This is a genomic window from Pectobacterium polaris (assembly GCF_002307355.1).
In the GTDB taxonomy this organism is placed as follows: domain Bacteria; phylum Pseudomonadota; class Gammaproteobacteria; order Enterobacterales; family Enterobacteriaceae; genus Pectobacterium; species Pectobacterium polare.
The window spans coordinates 2,152,106-2,172,349 of record NZ_CP017481.1; the positions used below are offsets into that span (position 1 = coordinate 2,152,106).

At 47.3% G+C, this 20,244-nt stretch carries 18 protein-coding genes and 1 pseudogene; 14 read left to right on the top strand and 5 right to left on the bottom strand.

The features are described 5' to 3' along the window. Nucleotides 1-52: 52 nt before the first annotated feature. Complete coding sequence (locus BJJ97_RS09735) at nucleotides 53-946, top strand: ABC transporter six-transmembrane domain-containing protein (protein ID WP_095993816.1); 894 nt, start codon at nucleotides 53-55, stop codon at nucleotides 944-946. Nucleotides 947-1,052: 106 nt separating this feature from the next. Here the strand turns inward: BJJ97_RS09735 and cueP are convergent, their stop codons facing one another. Further along, entirely contained in the window at nucleotides 1,053-1,604 is a 552-nt protein-coding gene (cueP, locus tag BJJ97_RS09740) for a copper-binding periplasmic metallochaperone CueP (protein ID WP_193438365.1), read from the bottom strand. Between the two features lie 200 nt (nucleotides 1,605-1,804). After that, nucleotides 1,805-2,407: a TetR/AcrR family transcriptional regulator gene (locus tag BJJ97_RS09745; RefSeq protein WP_095993817.1), complete on the bottom strand. Its 603-nt coding sequence runs from the start codon at nucleotides 2,405-2,407 to the stop codon at nucleotides 1,805-1,807. Nucleotides 2,408-2,524: 117 nt separating this feature from the next. Here BJJ97_RS09745 and BJJ97_RS09750 point away from each other — a divergent pair, with 117 nt between their 5' ends. Both BJJ97_RS09750 and BJJ97_RS09755 read left to right on the top strand, forming a co-directional pair. Continuing rightward, on the top strand, nucleotides 2,525-3,112 hold the full coding sequence (locus BJJ97_RS09750) for an NAD(P)H-dependent oxidoreductase (RefSeq protein ID WP_095993818.1): 588 nt from the start codon (nucleotides 2,525-2,527) through the stop codon (nucleotides 3,110-3,112). A 131-nt stretch (nucleotides 3,113-3,243) separates the two neighbouring features. Continuing rightward, complete coding sequence (locus tag BJJ97_RS09755; RefSeq protein ID WP_227003585.1) at nucleotides 3,244-4,383, top strand: methyltransferase; 1,140 nt, start codon at nucleotides 3,244-3,246, stop codon at nucleotides 4,381-4,383. A 688-nt stretch (nucleotides 4,384-5,071) separates the two neighbouring features. Here the strand turns inward: BJJ97_RS09755 and BJJ97_RS09760 are convergent. Then, nucleotides 5,072-6,091, bottom strand: a complete 1,020-nt coding sequence (locus BJJ97_RS09760) for an alpha/beta hydrolase (RefSeq protein ID WP_095993819.1) — start codon at nucleotides 6,089-6,091, stop codon at nucleotides 5,072-5,074. A 158-nt stretch (nucleotides 6,092-6,249) separates the two neighbouring features. On the opposite strand from BJJ97_RS09760, the gene BJJ97_RS09765 reads away from it, so the two are divergent. Then, on the top strand, nucleotides 6,250-6,672 hold the full coding sequence (locus BJJ97_RS09765; RefSeq protein WP_010303416.1) for a MarR family winged helix-turn-helix transcriptional regulator: 423 nt from the start codon (nucleotides 6,250-6,252) through the stop codon (nucleotides 6,670-6,672). Between the two features lie 130 nt (nucleotides 6,673-6,802). Here BJJ97_RS09765 and BJJ97_RS09770 read toward each other — a convergent pair whose 3' ends face one another. Continuing rightward, a complete protein-coding gene (locus BJJ97_RS09770) occupies nucleotides 6,803-7,990 on the bottom strand; it encodes an MFS transporter (protein WP_095993820.1) in 1,188 nt (395 codons plus the stop codon). Between the two features lie 115 nt (nucleotides 7,991-8,105). On the opposite strand from BJJ97_RS09770, the gene BJJ97_RS09775 reads away from it, so the two are divergent. Both BJJ97_RS09775 and BJJ97_RS09780 read left to right on the top strand, forming a co-directional pair. After that, nucleotides 8,106-9,062, top strand: a complete 957-nt coding sequence (locus BJJ97_RS09775; protein WP_095993821.1) for an AraC family transcriptional regulator — start codon at nucleotides 8,106-8,108, stop codon at nucleotides 9,060-9,062. A 745-nt stretch (nucleotides 9,063-9,807) separates the two neighbouring features. Continuing rightward, nucleotides 9,808-10,173 carry a cyanovirin gene (locus tag BJJ97_RS09780; protein ID WP_095993822.1) on the top strand — a complete coding sequence of 122 codons (366 nt, stop codon included), beginning with the start codon at nucleotides 9,808-9,810 and terminating at the stop codon, nucleotides 10,171-10,173. Between the two features lie 416 nt (nucleotides 10,174-10,589). On the opposite strand, the pseudogene BJJ97_RS09785 reads toward BJJ97_RS09780, so the two are convergent. Then, a pseudogene (locus tag BJJ97_RS09785) lies at nucleotides 10,590-10,736 on the bottom strand (type II toxin-antitoxin system CcdA family antitoxin); the annotation flags it as partial. A gap of 8 nt (nucleotides 10,737-10,744) precedes the next feature. Here BJJ97_RS09785 and BJJ97_RS21985 point away from each other — a divergent pair. From BJJ97_RS21985 to BJJ97_RS09820, 8 genes are all read left to right on the top strand, one after another. After that, nucleotides 10,745-10,930 (top strand): hypothetical protein, encoded by a 186-nt coding sequence (locus BJJ97_RS21985; protein ID WP_125460901.1) that lies wholly within the window; start codon nucleotides 10,745-10,747, stop codon nucleotides 10,928-10,930. Between the two features lie 364 nt (nucleotides 10,931-11,294). Then, nucleotides 11,295-12,686 carry an undecaprenyl-phosphate glucose phosphotransferase gene (locus BJJ97_RS09790; protein WP_193438358.1) on the top strand — a complete coding sequence of 464 codons (1,392 nt, stop codon included), beginning with the start codon at nucleotides 11,295-11,297 and terminating at the stop codon, nucleotides 12,684-12,686. Continuing rightward, entirely contained in the window at nucleotides 12,676-13,962 is a 1,287-nt protein-coding gene (locus tag BJJ97_RS09795) for an outer membrane beta-barrel protein (protein ID WP_095701789.1), read from the top strand. The genes BJJ97_RS09790 and BJJ97_RS09795 overlap by 11 nt, the downstream gene beginning before the upstream one ends. Before the next feature lies 1 nt (nucleotide 13,963). Next, nucleotides 13,964-14,521, top strand: a complete 558-nt coding sequence (locus BJJ97_RS09800; protein ID WP_029368636.1) for a polysaccharide biosynthesis/export family protein — start codon at nucleotides 13,964-13,966, stop codon at nucleotides 14,519-14,521. 2 nt (nucleotides 14,522-14,523) lie between these two features. Beyond that, a complete protein-coding gene (locus BJJ97_RS09805) occupies nucleotides 14,524-16,656 on the top strand; it encodes a GumC family protein (protein ID WP_095993825.1) in 2,133 nt (710 codons plus the stop codon). Nucleotides 16,657-16,669: 13 nt separating this feature from the next. Continuing rightward, entirely contained in the window at nucleotides 16,670-17,881 is a 1,212-nt protein-coding gene (locus BJJ97_RS09810; protein WP_095993826.1) for a lipopolysaccharide biosynthesis protein, read from the top strand. Beyond that, nucleotides 17,878-19,260, top strand: a complete 1,383-nt coding sequence (locus tag BJJ97_RS09815) for a capsular biosynthesis protein (protein WP_095993827.1) — start codon at nucleotides 17,878-17,880, stop codon at nucleotides 19,258-19,260. Before BJJ97_RS09810 ends, BJJ97_RS09815 begins: the two co-directional genes overlap by 4 nt. Next, nucleotides 19,253-20,242 carry a glycosyltransferase family 2 protein gene (locus BJJ97_RS09820; protein WP_039513016.1) on the top strand — a complete coding sequence of 330 codons (990 nt, stop codon included), beginning with the start codon at nucleotides 19,253-19,255 and terminating at the stop codon, nucleotides 20,240-20,242. Before BJJ97_RS09815 ends, BJJ97_RS09820 begins: the two co-directional genes overlap by 8 nt. Nucleotides 20,243-20,244 lie beyond the last annotated feature (2 nt).

The window sequence follows — 20,244 nt, forward strand, 5'->3', positions numbered from 1 at the left end:
TTTTTTGCTCTTGAGCAACCGCTCAAGTATAACTCTGTTAAATACGATTCTCATGCAAACCCATAATATCAGCGAACCGGTCAAGGTTTCGCATAGTGCTGCTGTCACCCTTAAAAAACTCGGAAAGCTGCATGGCAAAAAACTGATTCTCACCCTGCTGTTAGTCGTGGCGGAGAATGTGACTTACCTTCTTTATCCTCTAATGGCGGGCTTCGCCATTAACGCTATTTTGAATACTCAGCCCTGGCACGCGGTGCTGTATGCGTTGATGGTTTTCATTATGTGGGCGATTGGCGCGGCACGGCGCAGCGTGGATACCCGCACCTTTGCTCGTATTTATGCTGCACTGGCTGTCCCAGTGATTTTGGCGCAGAGAAAAGAAAACCATAACCACTCAACTATCGCGGCGCGCGTGGCGCTTTCACGCGAGTTCGTGGATTTTTTTGAAATCCACCTTCCGGTGCTGATCACGTCGCTGGCGTCGATCATCGGTGCGGCGGTGATGTTGCTGGTGATTGAGTTCTGGGCGGGCGTGGCCTGTATCGTCATTCTGCTGTTTTTTGCGTTGTTCCTGCCAAGCTACACCCGCAAGAACGAGGTGTTGTTCGGTAAATTAAATAACCGTCTGGAAAAAGAGGTTGGCTTTGTCAGCAACGCGACGGCGGCTTCATTGACCAAGCATTACCATGTGCTGGCTGGGCTGCGCATTCGCCTGTCGGATCGTGAGGCGCTGGGCTATTTGTCCATCGGTGCCGCCGCTGCCGTCCTGTTTTCATTGACGATCCTGCATATGACGCTTAATGGCGGAACCAATGCGGGGCATATCTATTCGGTGATGACCTATATGTGGATGTTTGCTATGAGTCTGGACGACGCGCCCGGCCTGTTAGAAAAATATTCGCAGCTAAAAGATATCGGTAAGCGCGTGGATACGGGCGTGGTGTGAGTGAATCGCGGGGGGCGATGAAGTAAGTAATACGCCAGTTTCCCGTTGAATAAGAAACCCAGCGATGGCGCTGGGTTTCTTTATCTGTGTCCGCGACGGCGTTCTGCTATGCCTCTTTCAATGGCAGTGTCGTCATGCAGGTCTGACTGTCGTCATAGGTTGCAAACGGTGAACTTGCCACGCGCCCCTGATAGGTAACATTAATCGTTCCTTCAATATTGCGCGGTAACCATACGCCGACAAAGCCGTTCTGGTGGCTACTCAGTGTTTTTTGCACGATAACATTGCCGGCTTTATCCGTGATTTTTACGTCAAACGCCGTATTAGCGAGCTCACCCTGACACCCGGATAAACTGTGGTTAAAGCAGGGATGGGTTTGCTGAATATAAGGGGCGAATGAGAGATAGAATTTATTGCCCAGCGGATAGCTATACTGCTGCTGCCCATCGGATAATTTCAGCTCTTTGCTGGTAATCGACGCGCTGTAGGGCAACGGTCTTGCCTGCGGCGATTGATCGATCGTATCGACGATCTGCTCGACGCTTTTCCCCGCCAGCCCTTGTTTAGCCAGAAACGCGTTGGCGTCCGTCGCCGCAGCGAAGCCTGGCCCGCTCAGTGTCAGAGCAAATAGCGCCGACATCATCTTTAGCTTCATCATCATTTCCCCTCAATTAAAGTCATTAGCTTGGAATCACGACTTATGACGTTACACCTTCCCCCTACGGGAAGGTCAAAAGGTGGGGTGTATAGAAAGGTAAAATAATGTATTTACTGATTTTTTATTGATTTTGGTCAATTTTAAATCAGGGTGAATGGCGGTGATATCAGCGCCATTATTGATGTGGGTTGGGTTATGTTTTATAGGCGCTGTGCGCGACACCTTTGCACCATCGCGACAATCACGTGGAATAGTTCATCTTTAGCCTGCTGTTCCGTAATAATCCCTTTAACGGCGGCATAAGATAATCCTTCGGCGGAACCGAGCATCGCGCGCAGTGCGGCGTCATGAAGAGGCTTGTCCGCGCAGAATGGGGCAAAGAGATCGCGGCATTTTTCCGTGAAGGTGGCATCGTACTCCTGCCTGATTTGTTCAAGCTCTGGGGTTCCGGTAAGCGCCGCCATGACGTTGGGCATTTCACGGCCCTGAAGCAGTACGCAATCAATGTACGAAGTAGCAATCACCGCAGCCAGCTTATCGAGTACGGGCTCAGTTTTACGGATAATGTCATCCATAATCGCTGTCTGGCGAGCATCATATTCCTTATAAAGTGCAGCTAACAGCCCCGAACGGTTAGTAAAGTGATCATAAACCACCGGTTTCGTTACACCAGCCCGTTCCGCCAGATGTCCGAGCGTCAGCGCTTCCGTACCTTCTTCCCGAATAATCTGCCAGGCGGCTTTGATCAGCTGTATATGGCGATCTTCTCTTGATAAACGCTGTCGTGCCTGTGGCTTGGACATTGGCGATATTATCCTGTTGACATTCTTATGTACCAAAAGTAACTTACTAATGGTAGGTTACTGTTAGTATATAAGACTATATCTGACGCTGTTTTATAGCAATAGGGAGTACCCGGAATGCATGCATTACTTGTCGTTTCTCATCCTGTTCATACCTCACTAACGCACAGTGTCGCTACCGCAATTGCGGAAGGGATCGCTGGGGCAAACCCAGAAAATACGTTTGAAATCGCAGATCTTACAGAGGAAGGCTTTAACCCGGTGTTTTCTGTGCCAGATATCGCTGCTTTCCAGTGTACAGGCGCAATACCGCCTGACGTCATTGCTGAGCAATCGCGTATTGATAACGCAGATGCGCTGGTGCTGGTGTTCCCGATTTACTGGTGGTCCATGCCGGGGTTATTGAAAGGGTGGATCGATCGCGTGTTTTCAAACGGCTGGGCCTATGAAGAAACCGCCGATGGAAATGTGATAAAGAAACTGGGGCATTTACCGGTACACCTTGTGGCGCTGGGTGCAGTCAACCAGAGAACATTTGAAAAGCATGGCTATGCGGACGCCTTTCATGCCCAGATCGCACACGGGATTTTTGACTACTGTGGTGCGCCAGTATTGACGTCTGAAATACTGCTGATGCCGGAAATGGGAACGCCAGAGGCGTATATCGACGCCGCGCGCAATATTGGTGGGCGCGTTTTCCGCTAATCATTATTTTAAGCCATAGATAACCAATCCTATTTTTAAAATAATAGCGTCTTTAAATTATGACGTTTTAATCCCTTATTTCTTCTGGCCGGATGGTAGATGGCTGATTACCGTTCGGCCAAACGGATGATATGTTTTTAGCCTCATTTCAGCATACTTTGCGTATCGGCATAAATGATGTGCTAAATCGTAAACTCATCCTCGCTATGAAATTAGATAATAAAGGGAAATATATGAATTCCGCTGAGCATATTAGAAGTATTTCAGAAATCATGATGATGCCTTTGGCCGCAAAAGCATTATGCGTCGCAGCGGAAATAGGGATAGCCGATAAAATAGGGGAGCAGGGGATAACCATTGCTGAATTGGCAAAGGAATGTCAGGCGAGTGAAAAGAATATTTTTGATATTATCAAGGTGCTTGAGGTCTTTGGCTTTTTTGATGTGAAAGATGAAAGTATTATTAAAAATAACGCACGTTCTGCGCTGCTGATGTCGGATAACATCAGCTCAATGAAGCATTTCTGTATGCTGTTCGGCAATGAATACTATCAGGGGTTTGATGGGCTATTGCATACGAGCCGTACAGGGGAGTCGGGGTTTAAGCAGGTCTTTGGGCTGACATTATATGAGCATCTGGCGCACTCCTCATCACGAGCAGAAATTTACGATCTTGCCATGCGAGATTTATCTCGCCCGGTTGGATATGTGCTGGCTAAAGAATATGCGTCTCTTTTTAAAACGGTCGGCAGCGTTGTTGATATTGGCGGCGGTAGTGGCGTTATTCTGACTGAGCTTATAAAGCAGTATCATCACCTAACCGGCTGTCTTTTCGATATGACTGGTGTCTGTAACCGAAGCGAAAAGAGTATTGCACAGCACTATCCTGAATTGAAAGAAAGAATGGCCTTCACTCCCGGCAGTTTCTTTGAGGCGATTCCTTCTGGCTATGATGTCTATCTGCTTAAAAACATATTACATAACTGGAACGACGAATTCTGCCTGAAAATATTAGAAGCCATCGCGCAATCAATTGGGCATTCGACGCTATTAATCATCGAACCTTTGCTGGAGCATGAAGAAACCTCACCAAGGTTATTGATGAATGCGCTTTTTCAATCCGTCATCTGCCAGGATGGCACGCGATACAGAACGTTGAAAGATATGGAAGATATTCTGACGTTAAGTGGATTAACCGTCGTTGGTACAAAGAAAATAACCACTGGTCATACGGTCATTGAGATTAAATTAAGCGCGGCGGCACGGAGTTGAATACCGTGGGTGCTCTGTTTTTCTACGTTTTACCTCATGCTGACCTAGTGACTACTGTTATTAAAATCATGTTATTAAAAACAGTATTGACACTGTTTTTAAAATCCGTAGATTGGTTACCAACAGCAGTGAAGTTTCAGCCTGCTGTGATGTTAAAGACAGTGAATATGTTCTTTAACACGTATTTTGCGATACAGGTCACGAAGTATTGTTGTATGGGTAATCGATGTTGAGAAATATTCATAATCCTCACTCGATGATGCTTTAAGGCCACGTAGTCAGTACCGACAATCGCAAAAAGGGGACGAAAGCGCGATGATGTAAGGCCATGATTTTGTTTTTATTAGTTGCGATTACGTGTTGGTTTAGTGATGTGAAAAATATCGCAACATGAGTAAGGCCACGCATCAAAGAGTCTATATCGCGATGGGGGATGTACTTGTTAGCCTGCCATATCTTTGAATGGTGATAAGGTTGGCAGAGTGTTTAAATCAGTAAATATAGGGAGGTTTAGCTCATTTTAGTGCCCAATATTATCTGTTATAAACGTGTACATTTGAAGCAGTACCGATAGTAGTAAGATGTTATTAAGTCAATGAATGTTAAATCTTAAATCTGCAGTACCTTAAAAGCCCTGGCTAATAGAGTCAGGGCTTTTATCATTTAGGACCGTTGCTATATAAAGCTGTTATTTCAGGTGTTTTTGCAACTCTGCGCCTGCCTGCTCCAGTGCGGTGATGACTGTCGGCTCCTCGCTCAGCGGATTCAGCAGACCATAGTCATGAATCATGCCGTTATAGCGAGTCACGGTCACGGGTACACCAGCTGCATCCAGCTTACGTCCGAACGCTTCGCCTTCATCGCGCAGTACGTCCAGCTCTGCCGTCTGAATCAATGTCTGCGGGAAGCCCTTCAACTGTTCCGTACTGGCACGCAGTGGGGAGGCAAGAATGTTATTACGGTCTGCTGCGTGGGTCGTGTAGTTATCCCAGAACCACTTCATCATATTTTTCGTCAGGAAATAGCCCTTTTCATACTGGTTGTAGGACGCGTTATCGAAGTTCGCATCCGTTACAGGCCACAGCATGACGTTATAACGAATTTTCGGCCCGCCGAACTGTTTAGCTTGTAGGGCAACAGAAGCGACCATATTGCCGCCGACGCTGTTGCCGACCAACGCCAGACGACTACCGTCCACACCAATTTCCTGACCGTGCTCGGCCACCCACTGCGTCGCCTCATAAGCCTGATTGATGGCTACAGGGAAGCGTGCTTCAGGGGACGGAGTGTAATCCACGTACACCGCTGCGGCACCAGACGCCCTGACCAGATCGCGGATTAAACGTTCGTGGGTTGGGAAATCACCGAGCACCCAGCCGCCGCCATGGAAAAACATGAACACCGGCAGCGTACCGGATACATTTTCCGGCTTCACGATTTTCAGCTTAATAGCCTGACCGTTCACCTGGATGGTTTTTTCAGACACCTGTGCGGCTGGCAGTTTCACGCCCTGTTGCGCGCCGATCAGAACCTGACGCGCTTCCTGTGGAGTCATCTGTTCTATCGGTTTGCCCTTACCGGAATTCAGAACATCAAGAAATGCCTGTACGCCAGCGGTCGGCGCAGGGGTGTTGATCGGCTGCGCAGAAGCGACGGATGTCATAGAAGCGAATACAGCAGACGTCAGGATGGTGGAGATGGTTTTCATGATATTGGCCTTTTTTAAAATCGTGCGGTTGATAGGTTCACAAAAGTGATTTTTTATTTAATGCGATTTAATCGTTAGATATATGCTTGCGTACAAGTTACTTTTGGTCAAACATTATTTATACTTTTTTTAAGCTTGTGAGTAACGGAGTATTTAAAATGAAAGAAAACAGTACCTTGGGTGAATTATTGTGCTTCTCTCTGTATTCGGTCGCCAATGCACTGATTCGTCAGTATCGGCCGCTGCTGAAAGAATTCGATCTGACTTACCCGCAGTTTGTCGTCCTTCTGTCCCTGTACGATCAGGACAACATCCTGCTCAAAGAACTGAGTGAGAAAACGCTGTTTGATTCCGGCACGCTGACGCCGCTTGTCCAGAAACTGGAAGCCAAGGAATTTTTAAACCGGGTTGCGGTTGCGGGTGATGAACGCATGAAAAAAGTGGTGCTGACTGACAAGGCGCTTGCGTTGAAAGAACGGATCGTCGACCTGCCAAATCAGATGCGTTGCTCTATGCGTATGAAGGATGAGGATCTGAATATGCTGCGACAGCTTTCTAAAAATCTGCTGGAAGACTTATAGCCGGGTGGGGGAAAAACTCGATTTCCTATCGAGGATTCTCGAATCATCGGGGCGATCTGGCGATGCGAACGGATCAAACAGGATGGTAAGTGACAGATGCCACACCTACTCTCAGGTGTGGCATAGCGTGTTATTGTGCGCGAACTCGCACGCCCGCAAAAACAATCACCATTGCCGATACCAGCAATAATCCGCTGCCAGCAAACACACCGCTGGCTCCGTTGAGGTCAAATATTACCCCGCCACCCGCTGCGCCAGCCCCGATCGCAAATTGGATCGATGCTACCAGTAAACCGCCCGCGCTTTCGGCTTCGTCCGGTACGGTTGTCGCAAGCCAGGTTGACCAGCCCACTGGAACCAGACCAAACGCAAATCCCCACATCGCCACCAGCAGACCATCCAGTATTGCCAGATGTCCAAAGGCCGCCATGGTCAGTGCCAGAACACCCATCACAAAGGGAACCAGCGCCAGCGTCAGGCGCAAATTTCGCGCCAGTAGATAACCGGCAATCGAAGTACCGACAAAATTGGCGAGGCCAAAGCCGAGTAAAATCAGGGAAATATTCTCGACGCTTGCCTGCCCGACGGTTTCCAGGAACGGGCGCAGGTAGGTAAAGAAGGCGAAATGTCCGCTGAAGATCAGCACCGTTGCCAGCAATCCGCCGATCATGCCCGGACGGCGCAGCACGCGAAGTAGTGTTCCCAGGCTACCGCTGCTTTCCGGCTTCATCGATGGCAACACCCACAACTGCCAAAACAGCGCCACAACGCTCGGCAGAATGCAGAGGATAAAGACGTTTCGCCAGCCAATCAAACTCCCCAGATAGCTGCCAAGCGGCGCGGCAACAACGGTGGCAATCGACACGCTGGAGAAGATCACCGCTAGCGCTTTGGGCACTTTATCCTTGGGCACAAGGCGCATCGCCGTGGCGGTGGACATGGCCCAGAATCCACCAATGGCAACGCCTAGCAGTAAACGTCCGAATAGCAACACATGCAGATTGGGGGCAAACGCCACCAGCAGGCTGGAGATGATTTGCAGCACCGAGAAAAACATCAACACCCAACGGCGGTCGATGCTTTTAGTGGCCGATGTGATGAGCAAGCCGGTCACCAGCGCGACCAGCGCCGTTGCGGTCACCGCCTGGCCTGCCATTCCCTCTGTGACGCCTAAACTTGTCGCCATCGGCGTTAATAAACTGGCTGGTAGAAACTCAGCCGTAATCAGGCCAAATACCCCCAGTCCTAGTGAGTAAACGGCTCGCCAGGCGGGTTTTGCGGGCGCGATGGCCTCACTTGCCGCTATACATGAATTCATCTGTTGCTCTCTCGTTAGAAAAATGTGACAACCATCACGAAGCATAGAGCGTTCCACACGGACGATCTATGACATATAATCTTCACTTATTGATTATTCGTCCGGAGTTGCCGTCATGACCGTTCAGTCACCCGATTTGATCAGCGAGCTTCTGCGTGGGATGCGTCTTTCCGGGGTGACATATCGCCGAATTGAAACCCATGCCCCCTTTGGTGTGGCGTTTCACTACGAGCCTGGCAGAGCGCAGTTTCATTTTGTCAGCCAGGGTACAGCGCTGCTGCGCATGGAGAGTGGCGCGACGTTTGTGCTCAAAAGCGGGGACGCACTGTTTATCCCCAACGGGAATTCGCATGCGTTGCTCTCTGATGAAAAGGCTGACGTCACGCCGGTGTCAGCATTTCCAAGCGAAGCGATTTGCAATTCGGTCTGTGCTATCGGCTGTGAACCGTGCCCCGATACCGAAAACACGGTGATCTTCAGCGGATGCATGGATTTTGAGCTGGGTGGAATGCAGCCGCTGATCAAAGCGATGCCGGAAGTCATGATGGTGAGCCGCCTGATGTCGACCTGGCCGGAAATCCATCCAATTCTTGCGGCCATGGAACGTGAGTCGATGACACGTCAGGTAGGATTTGCCGGCATTCTGGCGCGACTGGCCGATGTGGTCGCGGCGCTCATCGTGCGCGGATGGGTTGAAGCAGGCTGCGGTAAAGCGACGGGCTGGGTACAGGTACTGCGCGACCCGCGGCTGAGTCGGGCGATTTACGCGATGCATCAGCAGCCGGGCGTAAACTGGAGCGTCGCGGAATTGGCAAAAGAGGCGGGCACCTCCCGTTCCGTGTTTGCCGAGCGTTTTCTCTCTGCAACTGGCACCACACCTGCGAAATACCTCAGCGAGTTGCGCATGCGTCTGGCTGTCCAGTACATCCGGCATGAGCATCAGGCGATTGAAACGGTAGCGCTACGTCTGGGTTACGGATCGCTGGCAGCGTTCAGCCGGGCATTTAAACGCATCGTGGGCCATGCACCGGGAGCGCTGCGGGAAATCGGCCAGGTTTCTGAGGAAGTTTGATGGGTAACAGACTTAGAGAGCATATTGGAAGTGAATGCAGCCACTGTATCGATCGTTGTTGCTGGAGGATTTGGATGCATTCAGCTTTTTATTAAGTTGAAATGTAGCATGAGTTTTAATCGTATTTGTTATTAAGTCCCGTGTTTTCATAGACAGATCAGAATGATGGGACATATACGATAAGAATTCCCGGTGCATTCTTTTGGTTTGATTACCTGCGATGTAAATAATTCGTAATGACATTATTCTGACTTAACTGAATTTAGATCGATGGCAATTGATATTTATGCTGTCTATTAGATAATGTTAATAGTCATGAAATACATCAGTTTAAAATGGTTGGATGTGACATAAAATATATATTGAAAATTTTTTTGACAGATTTTTGCGTAACACCTACTCTTTATAAATAGAATTAAATTCATCCGTTTATATCTGGCTGATAGGTTACCGAATCATTCATTTAGGTTGTAAAATGTTAATTAAACCTATCTGTTAGAGATGTTTTATATTAAAAAGTTAATTGTAACTAGTTAGCGAGTTAGCGCTGAAATGCAACGCTATGTCTTCGGTTGTATTTACTTTTTTATAAAAATTAAAATGAAGTGTAGAAATTATTATCGTGGTTTTTTTTATTTTAATTATTTATTTTTTAATTGCATTGGGAATATATTCTTTGAATATATATTAAGTTATTTATTCCAAAGAACGCATGCTAAATATCATTCAAATATAGGGGGTTTCTATGTCTAAATTCATTCCTAACGGAAGCTATCAAAAAACGGCTTCACAGATCAATTCTAACCTTTACGGTAAAGCCCAGCGTAGAGATCAAACTTGGATTGCAGCAGGATTCAATATAACTGGTCTATCAGGTGGCCTTGTAAACTGGGATGGCGCCCTGCAACCGGAAAACGCTCCTCTTCCAACCGCAGGCTTTGTACCTGATGGTTCCTATAAAAAAACCACGCAAAATATTGCCGTTACGTTAACGGCATATTGCCAGAAAAAAGATGGTAGTTGGCAATGGTCTTCATTGGACATAACCAATTACAAACAGGGTGATGGTGATATTGCAAATATCGATGGCATACTGAAGATTCAAAAATAAAGTATTACGAACGGTAGTACGTAGTGCAAAGCCTGCATATAGATTTGTGTAATTGCCTGACTTTGATACATTCAATATCAAATTAAGGTTTATTTATGAACTAAAAGTAGTTGCAGGCTTTAACTAACATGCTGGATAAAAATATCAGAACCCTGATGATTTATCCCGTTCGCTACTTGCTCAAAAAAGTCAATATCGAGGTAATCCCGAACGCTAAAATGATCCACTACCTGTCCCCATTGATTAACACACTGCGATATTAGTAATTCCTTTATTAGAAATATGAGAATGTCTCTATGAAGCAGGGATTGCACGTCAGTGTCGTCGTTTTGATATTTCGACAATATCGCTTTGCATATCGACAAAAGTTTTGTTGTGACTAGCTCGTTTGTTTTGCTAAACAATGAATTACCCGATCACCAGTTTCTGTTTTCATCAGCAAAAGAACCATGCTTTGCGATAAATCGGGCGACGTTTTCCATCCCTTCGCGGTTTTCCTTCTTCCGTTCTTCGGCCTTTATACGACGGGCTTCCTCGCCGATGACGTCATTCACCTGATCAGAATGATGGGATGTATACGATAACAGTTTGTTTGGTCTGGCTGTCGGCGTTTACGGTCACGCTATCCGCAGTGGCAGACTGGGTTGCCGCGTGCTGGGTATCTGCGGCCCGTGTGCTGGTGCGAACGGATCACTCCCGTTCGTCGAACTGGATGACTCGCAATCTGACCCACAAATTCCCCAATACGAAGGGATAAATCAAAGCGTATCGGAAAAGATATTTACACCAACTTATTGAATCAAAAAACATAGGAGCAGACTTGCCTGAACGGCGAAATTTTACGCTTTATCCATCACGTTGGAATAATTATCAAATGCAAATATTTAAAATTAAATAATGAAAAAAATAAATATTTAGAGAAATTAATGATGTGAGGGGTTATATTTTATATGTTAATTATTATGGTTGTGGGCACTAGCAGTTTGTGTGTTTTCCTAAAAAAGCTTTAAGATTGATCTGGTTGTTATTCTAAATTTTTTTATGTGATATATTATCCGGCACGGAAAAGAGTTAATGATAAAAACTTAATGGATTAAGATTAAAAAGTGTCTACTAATCAGATGAATGTTTCCTATGGAAATGATTTTTTTGTTATTAAATTGATGGACTTTTTATCAATCAATTTGACATTAATAGTCAGTGCTAGTCTATTTATGATGGGCGATTTCGATGATGTAATTATGATTAGCCTGCTATTCTCAACCTCTTTTTTACTTATTGGTGAATATACTGGACTATATCACCATGGCCTTAAAAATATGCAGACTGGTGGGCAGCGAAGACTGTGGGGTTCCGCATTATTTTCGGTCATCTTTGTGGAGTTAGTCAGGAATTATGCCGGTACGCTGTACTCGCTGGGTCTATTGCATAAATTCGATAATATATATTTTTCCGCAACGCTGTACTGGTATATTCTTTCGCTATGTAGCCTCTACATCACGCGTTTAATTACGTTTAAATTTACGACTAAAAAGCGGATCCGAATTGCTATTGTGGGATTAACGCCCGGTGGGTTAGCGGCGGAAAAAGCATTGCTTAAAGAATATGCCAACATGCAGTTAGAATTGGCTTTTTACGACGATCGTAGCCCATCCCGTTGTGGCTATCTGTTTAAGAGCCAATTTAAAGGCAAAGTGAGCAAGCTGGTTGAAGAGGCTAAAGCGGGCAGAGTGGATGAGATTTATATTGCGCTGCCAATGGTTGCGCTACAACGCATTCGTTATTTTCTGTCGATGATGTCCGATACGACGGTAGATACCTATATCATTCCCGATCTTTATTCCTACAGCTCATACGTATCGCAGTTTCGCTCCATCAATAACATTCAGACCATCAGTATTTTCAGATCGCCGTTTGATGGTATTGGCTCGGTGATTAAGCGCGTTGAGGATTTAGTGATTGGTGGCGTTATTACGCTGATGATTTCGCCATTGCTGCTGGTGATTGCTATTGGTATCAAGCTGACGTCACGGGGGCCGGTGTTATTCAAGCAGGATCGTTACGGCCTGAGCGGCAATAAAATCAAAGTGTGGAAATTCCGCTCGATGCACGTGATGGAAAACGCCGGCGTCGTGACGCAGGCGACTAAAAACGATCCGCGTGTTACGCGTTTTGGCGCATTTTTACGCCGGACTTCGCTGGATGAACTGCCGCAATTTTTCAATGTATTGCAAGGGACGATGTCGATTATTGGCCCGCGTCCTCATGCCGTCGTGCATAACGAGCAGTATCGCCAGCTAGTCGAGAATTACATGATCCGCCATAAAGTGAAGCCTGGAATTTCAGGCTTGGCGCAGGTTAATGGTTATCGCGGCGAAGTGGATACCCTCGATAAAATGGAAAAACGGGTTCACTACGATATTGCCTATATTCAGAGTTGGTCCCTTTGGTTGGATATCAAAATTATCTTTAGAACCATTTTCAAAGGCTTTATCGGTGAAAATGCGTACTAAATTGGTCATCGCCGCTGGAATGATAATCCCCCTCCCATCTTGGGCCGACCTGATGCCGAAATCGCATATCGGTGTCGCTGGTATTGATTTTCAAAGCCAGGTGGGTCTGGACTATGGGCATGAGAATAACGTGACCTATCAGGCTGATGATCAGAATGCGGTGAGTTCTCATTTTCAGAGCCTCAGGCCAATGATTAAGGCCATTGGCGCGCGTTATCAGGATCAATATCTGTTGATGTATTCCGGTGATTATCGTCGTTACGACAGCGATCCGGCGGATAATTACACCGACCATTTCTTTCGCTTTAATGGCGCATGGCGCTACGGGTTGAGGCATGGATTAACGCTCAGTTTTGAGGAGGCGCTTGGGCACGAAGTGCGTGGGCGCGGTATTACCGAAGGTTTTCGACCACAACAGTTCAGCGATTTCGGTATTCATTCGCCGTTGAGTACCGCGCTTTTCAACAGTGAATTGCGTTATAGCTATGGCGCGCTGAAAGGGCGCGGTAAAGCCGACGTCGCGCTGCTGTTTAGAAAACTGCGGTTAGGCCGCACGGAGGATATTAAAAATACCGATATTGATTTTTATAACTATGTTCTTGGGCAGGAATGGTACGAGAACGGTTTGATCGCCGAATTATCTGACCAATACTCGTCGTCAACGCGCTTTCGCTACCGTTTTATTGGTAATCAGCGGCGTTATGAAATCGATTCGCAAAAAGATAATGATGAATACTATCTGGAATTCGGCATTAAATCGCAACTTACGGGAAAATCCGGTATTGATGCCAATGTGTCCTGGCTATACAAGACATTCGATAATAACCCGAATTCCAGGCGTTTTAGCGGGATAAACTGGGATATTCAGACGGAGTGGAAACCCCTTAAACAATCCGTTTTTACCGCACATACGTCGCAGCATATCAAAGACCCGTCAGAAATCGGCGGCTATATCCTGGTTTCTAAATACGGCATCTCTTATCAGCACTTTTGGCTCGTCGATCGTTTCTCCACCACGTTTGACTATTCATACCTGACGGACGTTTACAAGAATTACCCGCGAGATCGTAAAGACAGAAACAGGGTGTTCACATTCGCCATGAGTTATAACTTCAGGCCCTCTATTAACGTTGAATTAAAGTATCAACTGAACACGCTACGTTCCAATCAAGATAGCGATTCTTTCTTTATTGGCCCTAACGGCGATCGCCAGGTCGTCAGAATGCTGGGCCGTGATAACTCTCTGATTATGTTTACGGCTAAGGTACAGATCTAACGTGAAAATAATAAAACTGTGCATTTTTCTGTCCCTCAGCGTCTGGCTAGCGGGATGCTCCCCGCCGAGCCAGCGGCAAATGGACAAACCTGAAAGTGAAACCACCGGTTATCAGTTAGATGAAGGCGATGCTGTAAATATTCTGGTGTACGGCGAGCCGGAGATGACGATGAAGTTCATGCTGGATAAAAGCGGCGCGATTACCTTCCCCTACATTGGTCAACTGGTGTTGAAGGGGAAAACGCCAGAGCAGGTGGGCGAGGAGTTGGCTAATCGCCTGCGCGGCGACTATCTGCAAAATCCGATGGTGACGGTCAGCATCGCCGAGTTCCGGAAATTCTATATCACTGGTGAAGTGGAGAAACCGAACGGGTATGCCTACGAGCCGGGCTTAACCGTTGAAAAAGCGTTGGCGCTGGCCGGCGGATTTACCGATCGCGCAGACCGCAAGGATGTGGGTATTCGTCTATCGAATAGCAATCAACTGATTGAAAATGTTGATGTAAGACGTGTCGTTCATCCTGGCGATACCGTGATTGTCGGTATGAGCTTTTTCTGACCATGAGTCTATCTATCGTGGAAAATGGCAGAAAATTGGAAAGCATCATCGATTTCTCCAGATTTGCCCAAGAGATCAAACAGAACGGCTGGAAGATCATGCTGGCCGGCCTGATTGTGGCAGTAGTGGCTTACCCGCTGATTAGTATGATCACGCCCAAATATGTGTCGACCGCAACGGTACTGCTTAAAGCACAGCAGGATAACGTTTCGCCTTTGCCGCAGGTCGATGGTTATGATTCCACCCGTAGCGGCTATTACGAAACCCAGTATGCGTTGATGCAGTCGCGTATTGTGCTGGAACAAGCCGTGCGGGACATCAAGCTGGACCAAAATCCAGCGTTTAACGGCGATATAGACAAAAATGCGGATAACCGTGGCGATGAGCAACAGCGGGTCGATCACGCACTGGATTCGATAGTGGCAAACCTCACTATCACTGGTGTTCGCACCACGCACCTGGCCACTATCTCATACGAATCGGCGTCGCCTGAGCTGGCGGCCGACATCGCTAACGGCGCGGCGCAGGCATTTATTGACTATACGGCCAGGCAAAAGCACCTCAAGACACTGAAAGCCAAAACATTGAACCAAAAACAGATGGAAGAGGTGTGGCAGCAAGTCGTCGAGCAACAGGCCGTTATCGACCAATTTCTGAAGAAAGAAGGGCTGCTGACTTTCCGCGGCGTGGATGGCTTCGAAACTGAACAACTGGGGATCGTCACCACCAAGTTAGCGGATGCCACCCAACGTCGCATCAGGGCGGAAACGAACTACAACAGCGTGCGTTTGAACGTGGGTACGTCGTTGGAAAACATCATTTCTCTGCCTGATATTTCTAATCATGCCCAAATTCAGGATTTGCGCATTGCGCTGATTCAGGCTCGGCGTTCTTTATACGAGTTACGGAAACGCTACGGGCTGAAGCATACCAAAATTTTAGAAGCCGAAGCCCAGGTTCAGGCGATTGAAGAGCAGACCCACACCGTGTTACTCGAACTGGAAGCGGGGCTGAATAAGCAGTATCAGGCGGCGTTGAGGGATGAAAAATATTATCAGCAACTGCTGGAGAAACAGAAAGCGGGTTTCCAAACGCTAGCGTCTAAACGTGATGAATACAATAACCTGATCACCGCGTTGGATAAAACAAAAGAGCTGTATAAGGCGCTCTATCAGCGCACCAAAGAGCAGACGCTGGCAGGTAACTATTTAGAGCCGGACGCGGTACTTTACGACCCTGCCGTGCCGGCGGACCACCCGTCGAAACCCAATAAAGTGATGCTGCTGGTGATGGTTGTCATGCTAACCCTGATTTTCTCGGTGGTTTACTTCATCGTGAGAGCCGCGCTGGATAATTCAATCAACAGTATCAGCCAGATGAAAAAGCGCCTGAATGTGGCGCCGGTGGGGGAAATTCGCATCTTCGCCAGTGGCGTGAAGCGCTCACAGGTTGTGCGTTTGATAACCAAAGCGCCTCTGTACGTCGATATTGTCCACAGCATGCGAACCCACATTTTGTTATCGCATCCATCCTGCCAGGCCATTGCCATCAGCTCGGCAGAGCATGGCGAAGGGCGATCGTTGCTGGCGCATTTGCTGGCGACATCTTTCAGCGCTGACCAAAAAACGCTGCTTATCGACCTGGATTTCTTTAACGACGGCGGGCTGACGCAAGACCTGGCGCCCCCTTCCGCTATCGGTGTGGCGGAACTGCTGCAAGGGCAATCACCGTTGGATGCCGCACTGGTGACAATCAGTGAAAATTTAAGCTTCCTGCCGCGTGGCAATGCCTTGATGTCTTCTTTACTGATGCTGTCGTCCGAACATGTCGTGACGTTGATGGCAGAGCTGAGAACACGCTATCAGAGAATAATCGTTGATGTGGCCGCAGTGAATCAAACGCAGGATAGTCAACTCATTAGCCGGGTAATCGACGGGGTGGTTTTTGTGCTGAAAGCCGGCGAGTGGCGTACGGGTGATGTGCTTAATGCCATTGAGAACGTTAAACACCACCGCGCGGTGCTGATTGGCGCGGTAATGAATCGGGTTGCGGATAAAAACCTCGAAACCAAAGAGGGGATACGTTCCCTGAACCATCGTATGAATGCGCTAATCGACAGTACTGGTCACCTGTGAGTTTATGAAAAAGATGAGTTTACTAAAAAGCATTTCTACCATTGCGGGTTCATCGGTGGTTTCACAACTGATTGGCGCGCTGTCTATCTGGCTGATTTCGCATAAATACAACATGGCCGAGGTGGGGATCTACGCGCTGAGTTACAGCATCGTGTTGGTGGGGGCGCAGGTCTGTACCTTTGCATCGCAACTGCTGATTCCGAAACAGCAAGACTGTGAACTGGCGCAAAGTGTGGTGTTCAGCACACTGCAAAGCCTGCTTACCGCTGTGCCCTATGCGATGTTGACCGCATGGCTGTTTCAGCGAAATGTGTTCTTTCTCTATCTGCTCACGCTGTCCTATGCGCTGGTGCTGATCTCGGAGAATTTGTCGCTGCGCGAGGGTAACTACCGTTTTCTGGCCTTTCAGCGACTCGCCGTCTCGGTGGTGGTCGTGCTTTCGCTAGTGTTCACTTCACATACCACCGCGTTTTATTGGTCCTGGGCCTGCGCCATGATGGTGCTGATTAGCGGATGTATTGTGTTCTCGTTCAATATTCACACCATTACGCTTGGACATTTTAGTCCGCAACGTAATAGGGCTTTCTTTCATCAGCATGCTCATCATCTCACCCGCGTTGGCAGCGCCGAAGTACTGGCGATGGTTAATAGTAATTTGCCGGTTATGCTGATTAATTTTTGGTTTTCCGCGTTGGCAGCGGGGTATTTCTCGGTGGTTAGCCGTTTTTGTTTGTCTCCGGTGGTGATCATCGGCAATGCAGTGCGTCATTCTATTTTTTCAACCTGGTCTACCGATTTCAGAAATAAACGTTTCAACTATGATGAGTTCAAAAAAGTCCGTCTGGTATTATTGATGTCGGGAGTGATCTGCACTCTAGGGGTATTTATTTTCTATCCGTTGGTGATGCATATTTTTTTTAGCGAGGAGTGGATTAACTCCATTCCAACCTCTCGCTATATGTTGCCTTATTTATTTCCGGCGCTGGCGGTGTGTCCGCTGACGGTGATCGAACTAATATTTGGCTCTCATCGCTATTTTTTGCGTATTCAATTAGAGCAGTTGAGTGTGGTATTAATCGCATTTGTGATTGTGCCTTATTTTTATAATCACTATGCCACATCAATGATTCTTTTTTCTGTGCTGACATTTGTACGCTACGCGTTTATTTATCTCAAAGTAAACAAACGTGCTAATGGGCTGAAAAATATGATGACAGAATCATGAGCTTGAATACCGGGCTTTACCTACAGGTTTATGTTGTTATCACACTGGTATTCTGCGGACTGACGCAGTATTTCACCGGTTTTCTGGCGGTGCTGTGGTTACCATTTATTTTGGCGCTGAACATGGTGGGGTTGCTGATTATGCAGACTCGCTACGATAGATTGCATTTGGATACGCAGGAATTGATGGTGCTCACGCTTTACCTCTCTTTTCTGGCGATGGCGGGATTATCTACCCTGTTACAGGGCGGAATAACCGTCACTATCGTTGGGTTTAAAAACGAGGTTGCATTGTCGCTGATGATGTTTTGCCTGCTGCTGGGATTTTGCCGCGAATCACAGATTTATCGCGTGACCCGCAGTTTGTATTGGGTGTTCTACGCACAGTTCCCGGTGGTGATTTATCAGGTGTTGTTTGTTTTGCCGCGGCGGGTAGTATTGCGGGGAGAAGACGAAAAATGGGACTCGGTAGTCGGAACTTTCGGCGGCGACCCGATGGGCGGAGGAAATACCGCGGCGATGGGGTTGTTCTGCCTGTTGATTATGCTGCTGAAAGTCTCGGAATTTAAACATGGTTTGACGTCGTTTAAATCCACGGCGCTGCATATCGTTTTGGGATTTAGCTTGTGTATCCTGGGGGAAGTGAAATTTGTGATCCTGATTTCACCGTTATTACTGGTCTGGGTTTGGTTAATGCCGAGCTACATCAAAGGCATGAATAGCGTAAACCTGAAAGCAATTTTGCTGATTTTCACTGGCATGGCGTTACTGATTACCGTGGCGATTACCATTTTGGCCTCGGGTTACTCCTCGGCGTTTGGTGGCGACCCGACGAAAAGCGCGATGAGCGTATTTCTGGATTCATTGAATTATATTTTTGATACCAGCTACATTATGGAATCCGGTGAACTTGGGCGTCTTACTACGCTATTTTTTTGGCTGAAAAATCACGATATGTGGGGGATCTCCGGTACGTTGTTTGGCTATGGATTAAATGCGACAAATAGCGGCAGCGCTGTCTCTCCCGGTTTTTTGAATATTATCTATAACCTGATCATCGATTCAACCTCATTAAGTGTGCTGCTATGGGAAGTCGGCGTGGTTGGAACGCTATTTTTCATCGGGTTAATTATTTATATCTTAGTCATTACGCAGCCAAAGCCGGGACTAGATCGTAATAAATTAGACCAACAGGACCTGAAATTGCTGAGTTTTTCTCCGGCCTTTAACGTTTTTGTGGTTGGGTGCCTGTTGAGTCTGCCTTATAGCCAGATCCTGATGATTATTCCCATGCTGCAATTCCTATTTTATTTATCTCTGGGCTCAAGTCTGGTGATTCGCCATTCTGTCCGCCGTTATATCGGAAAACTGTATGAGTGATAAACCTTTTATTTCAGTGAGTATTAAGACATTCAATGAGTCGGAATGCATCGAAAAAACCATCGACAGTATTCGTCGCCATATTGTGGATTACCCCCATAAAATCATTGTTGCCGATAGCTTATCAACCGACAACACTCAGCAGCTTGCCAGCGCCAAAGGCATTACCGTGGTGTCGCTGACTGAACCGTCCGAACGCTGCTGCGGTGTGGGGCATCAGCTTGGTTACCTGTACAGTCAGGGGGATTATTTGCTGCTAATGGACGGCGATATGGAGCTGGAAGATGGCTTTATTGAGCAGGGCATAGCATTTTTAACCGCACACCCTGATTACGCTGGCGTGGCTGGAACGGTAGAGATGGATGGCGCGGCGAACTATGAGTTTACATCACGTAAACAGCGCCTTCATAAAATATATCCGTTGGGCGACTGCGGTCATTTAGGTGGTGGAGGTTTATACCGCCGCTCGGCAATTGAAAAAATAGGTTATCTCACCAACCGCAGCTTGCATGGTTATGAAGAGGCTGAATTAGGTATTCGTCTGCGCTATGCCCACTATAAATTACATCGACTTAATGTGCCTTATTTCCGTCACACGTCGTACACCATGCCAACATATAAAATGCTGCAATATCGTTGGCGGAACGGTTTTCTCTGGGCACCGGGCGAGCTTTTACGCAGCGCATGGGGGATGCCTTATTTCCGTGAGGCATTGCATATCGTTAAAAACGAGGCAGTTTTTGCGGTTTATCTGCTGGTGCTGTTGATGAGTTTATTGACGTTTAACGCCACTGTTATTGGTGCTGCGTTGCTGCCGTTACTCGCTTTTGTGGCATTAAAAACGATTAAGAACCGTTCACTGCTGAACGGGGTGCAGAGTGTGATGAACCTGGCTGTGTTTTCTGCGGGATTGATAAAAGGGTTAACCAGACCCGTGCGCGACCCTATGACACCACCAAGCAGCAAGGTTATTCATGAATAGGC

What these genes read in the sequence shown, in the direction of transcription:
- BJJ97_RS09735 (WP_095993816.1), top strand. Translation starts at nt 53, where the DNA reads ATGCAAACCCATAATATCAGCGAACCGGTCAAGGTTTCGCATAGTGCT.
- cueP (WP_193438365.1), bottom strand. Translation starts at nt 1,604, where the DNA reads ATGATGAAGCTAAAGATGATGTCGGCGCTATTTGCTCTGACACTGAGC.
- BJJ97_RS09745 (WP_095993817.1), bottom strand. Translation starts at nt 2,407, where the DNA reads ATGTCCAAGCCACAGGCACGACAGCGTTTATCAAGAGAAGATCGCCAT.
- BJJ97_RS09750 (WP_095993818.1), top strand. Translation starts at nt 2,525, where the DNA reads ATGCATGCATTACTTGTCGTTTCTCATCCTGTTCATACCTCACTAACG.
- BJJ97_RS09755 (WP_227003585.1), top strand. Translation starts at nt 3,244, where the DNA reads ATGTTTTTAGCCTCATTTCAGCATACTTTGCGTATCGGCATAAATGAT.
- BJJ97_RS09760 (WP_095993819.1), bottom strand. Translation starts at nt 6,091, where the DNA reads ATGAAAACCATCTCCACCATCCTGACGTCTGCTGTATTCGCTTCTATG.
- BJJ97_RS09765 (WP_010303416.1), top strand. Translation starts at nt 6,250, where the DNA reads ATGAAAGAAAACAGTACCTTGGGTGAATTATTGTGCTTCTCTCTGTAT.
- BJJ97_RS09770 (WP_095993820.1), bottom strand. Translation starts at nt 7,990, where the DNA reads ATGAATTCATGTATAGCGGCAAGTGAGGCCATCGCGCCCGCAAAACCC.
- BJJ97_RS09775 (WP_095993821.1), top strand. Translation starts at nt 8,106, where the DNA reads ATGACCGTTCAGTCACCCGATTTGATCAGCGAGCTTCTGCGTGGGATG.
- BJJ97_RS09780 (WP_095993822.1), top strand. Translation starts at nt 9,808, where the DNA reads ATGTCTAAATTCATTCCTAACGGAAGCTATCAAAAAACGGCTTCACAG.
- BJJ97_RS21985 (WP_125460901.1), top strand. Translation starts at nt 10,745, where the DNA reads ATGTATACGATAACAGTTTGTTTGGTCTGGCTGTCGGCGTTTACGGTC.
- BJJ97_RS09790 (WP_193438358.1), top strand. Translation starts at nt 11,295, where the DNA reads ATGAATGTTTCCTATGGAAATGATTTTTTTGTTATTAAATTGATGGAC.
- BJJ97_RS09795 (WP_095701789.1), top strand. Translation starts at nt 12,676, where the DNA reads ATGCGTACTAAATTGGTCATCGCCGCTGGAATGATAATCCCCCTCCCA.
- BJJ97_RS09805 (WP_095993825.1), top strand. Translation starts at nt 14,524, where the DNA reads ATGAGTCTATCTATCGTGGAAAATGGCAGAAAATTGGAAAGCATCATC.
- BJJ97_RS09810 (WP_095993826.1), top strand. Translation starts at nt 16,670, where the DNA reads ATGAGTTTACTAAAAAGCATTTCTACCATTGCGGGTTCATCGGTGGTT.
- BJJ97_RS09815 (WP_095993827.1), top strand. Translation starts at nt 17,878, where the DNA reads ATGAGCTTGAATACCGGGCTTTACCTACAGGTTTATGTTGTTATCACA.
- BJJ97_RS09820 (WP_039513016.1), top strand. Translation starts at nt 19,253, where the DNA reads ATGAGTGATAAACCTTTTATTTCAGTGAGTATTAAGACATTCAATGAG.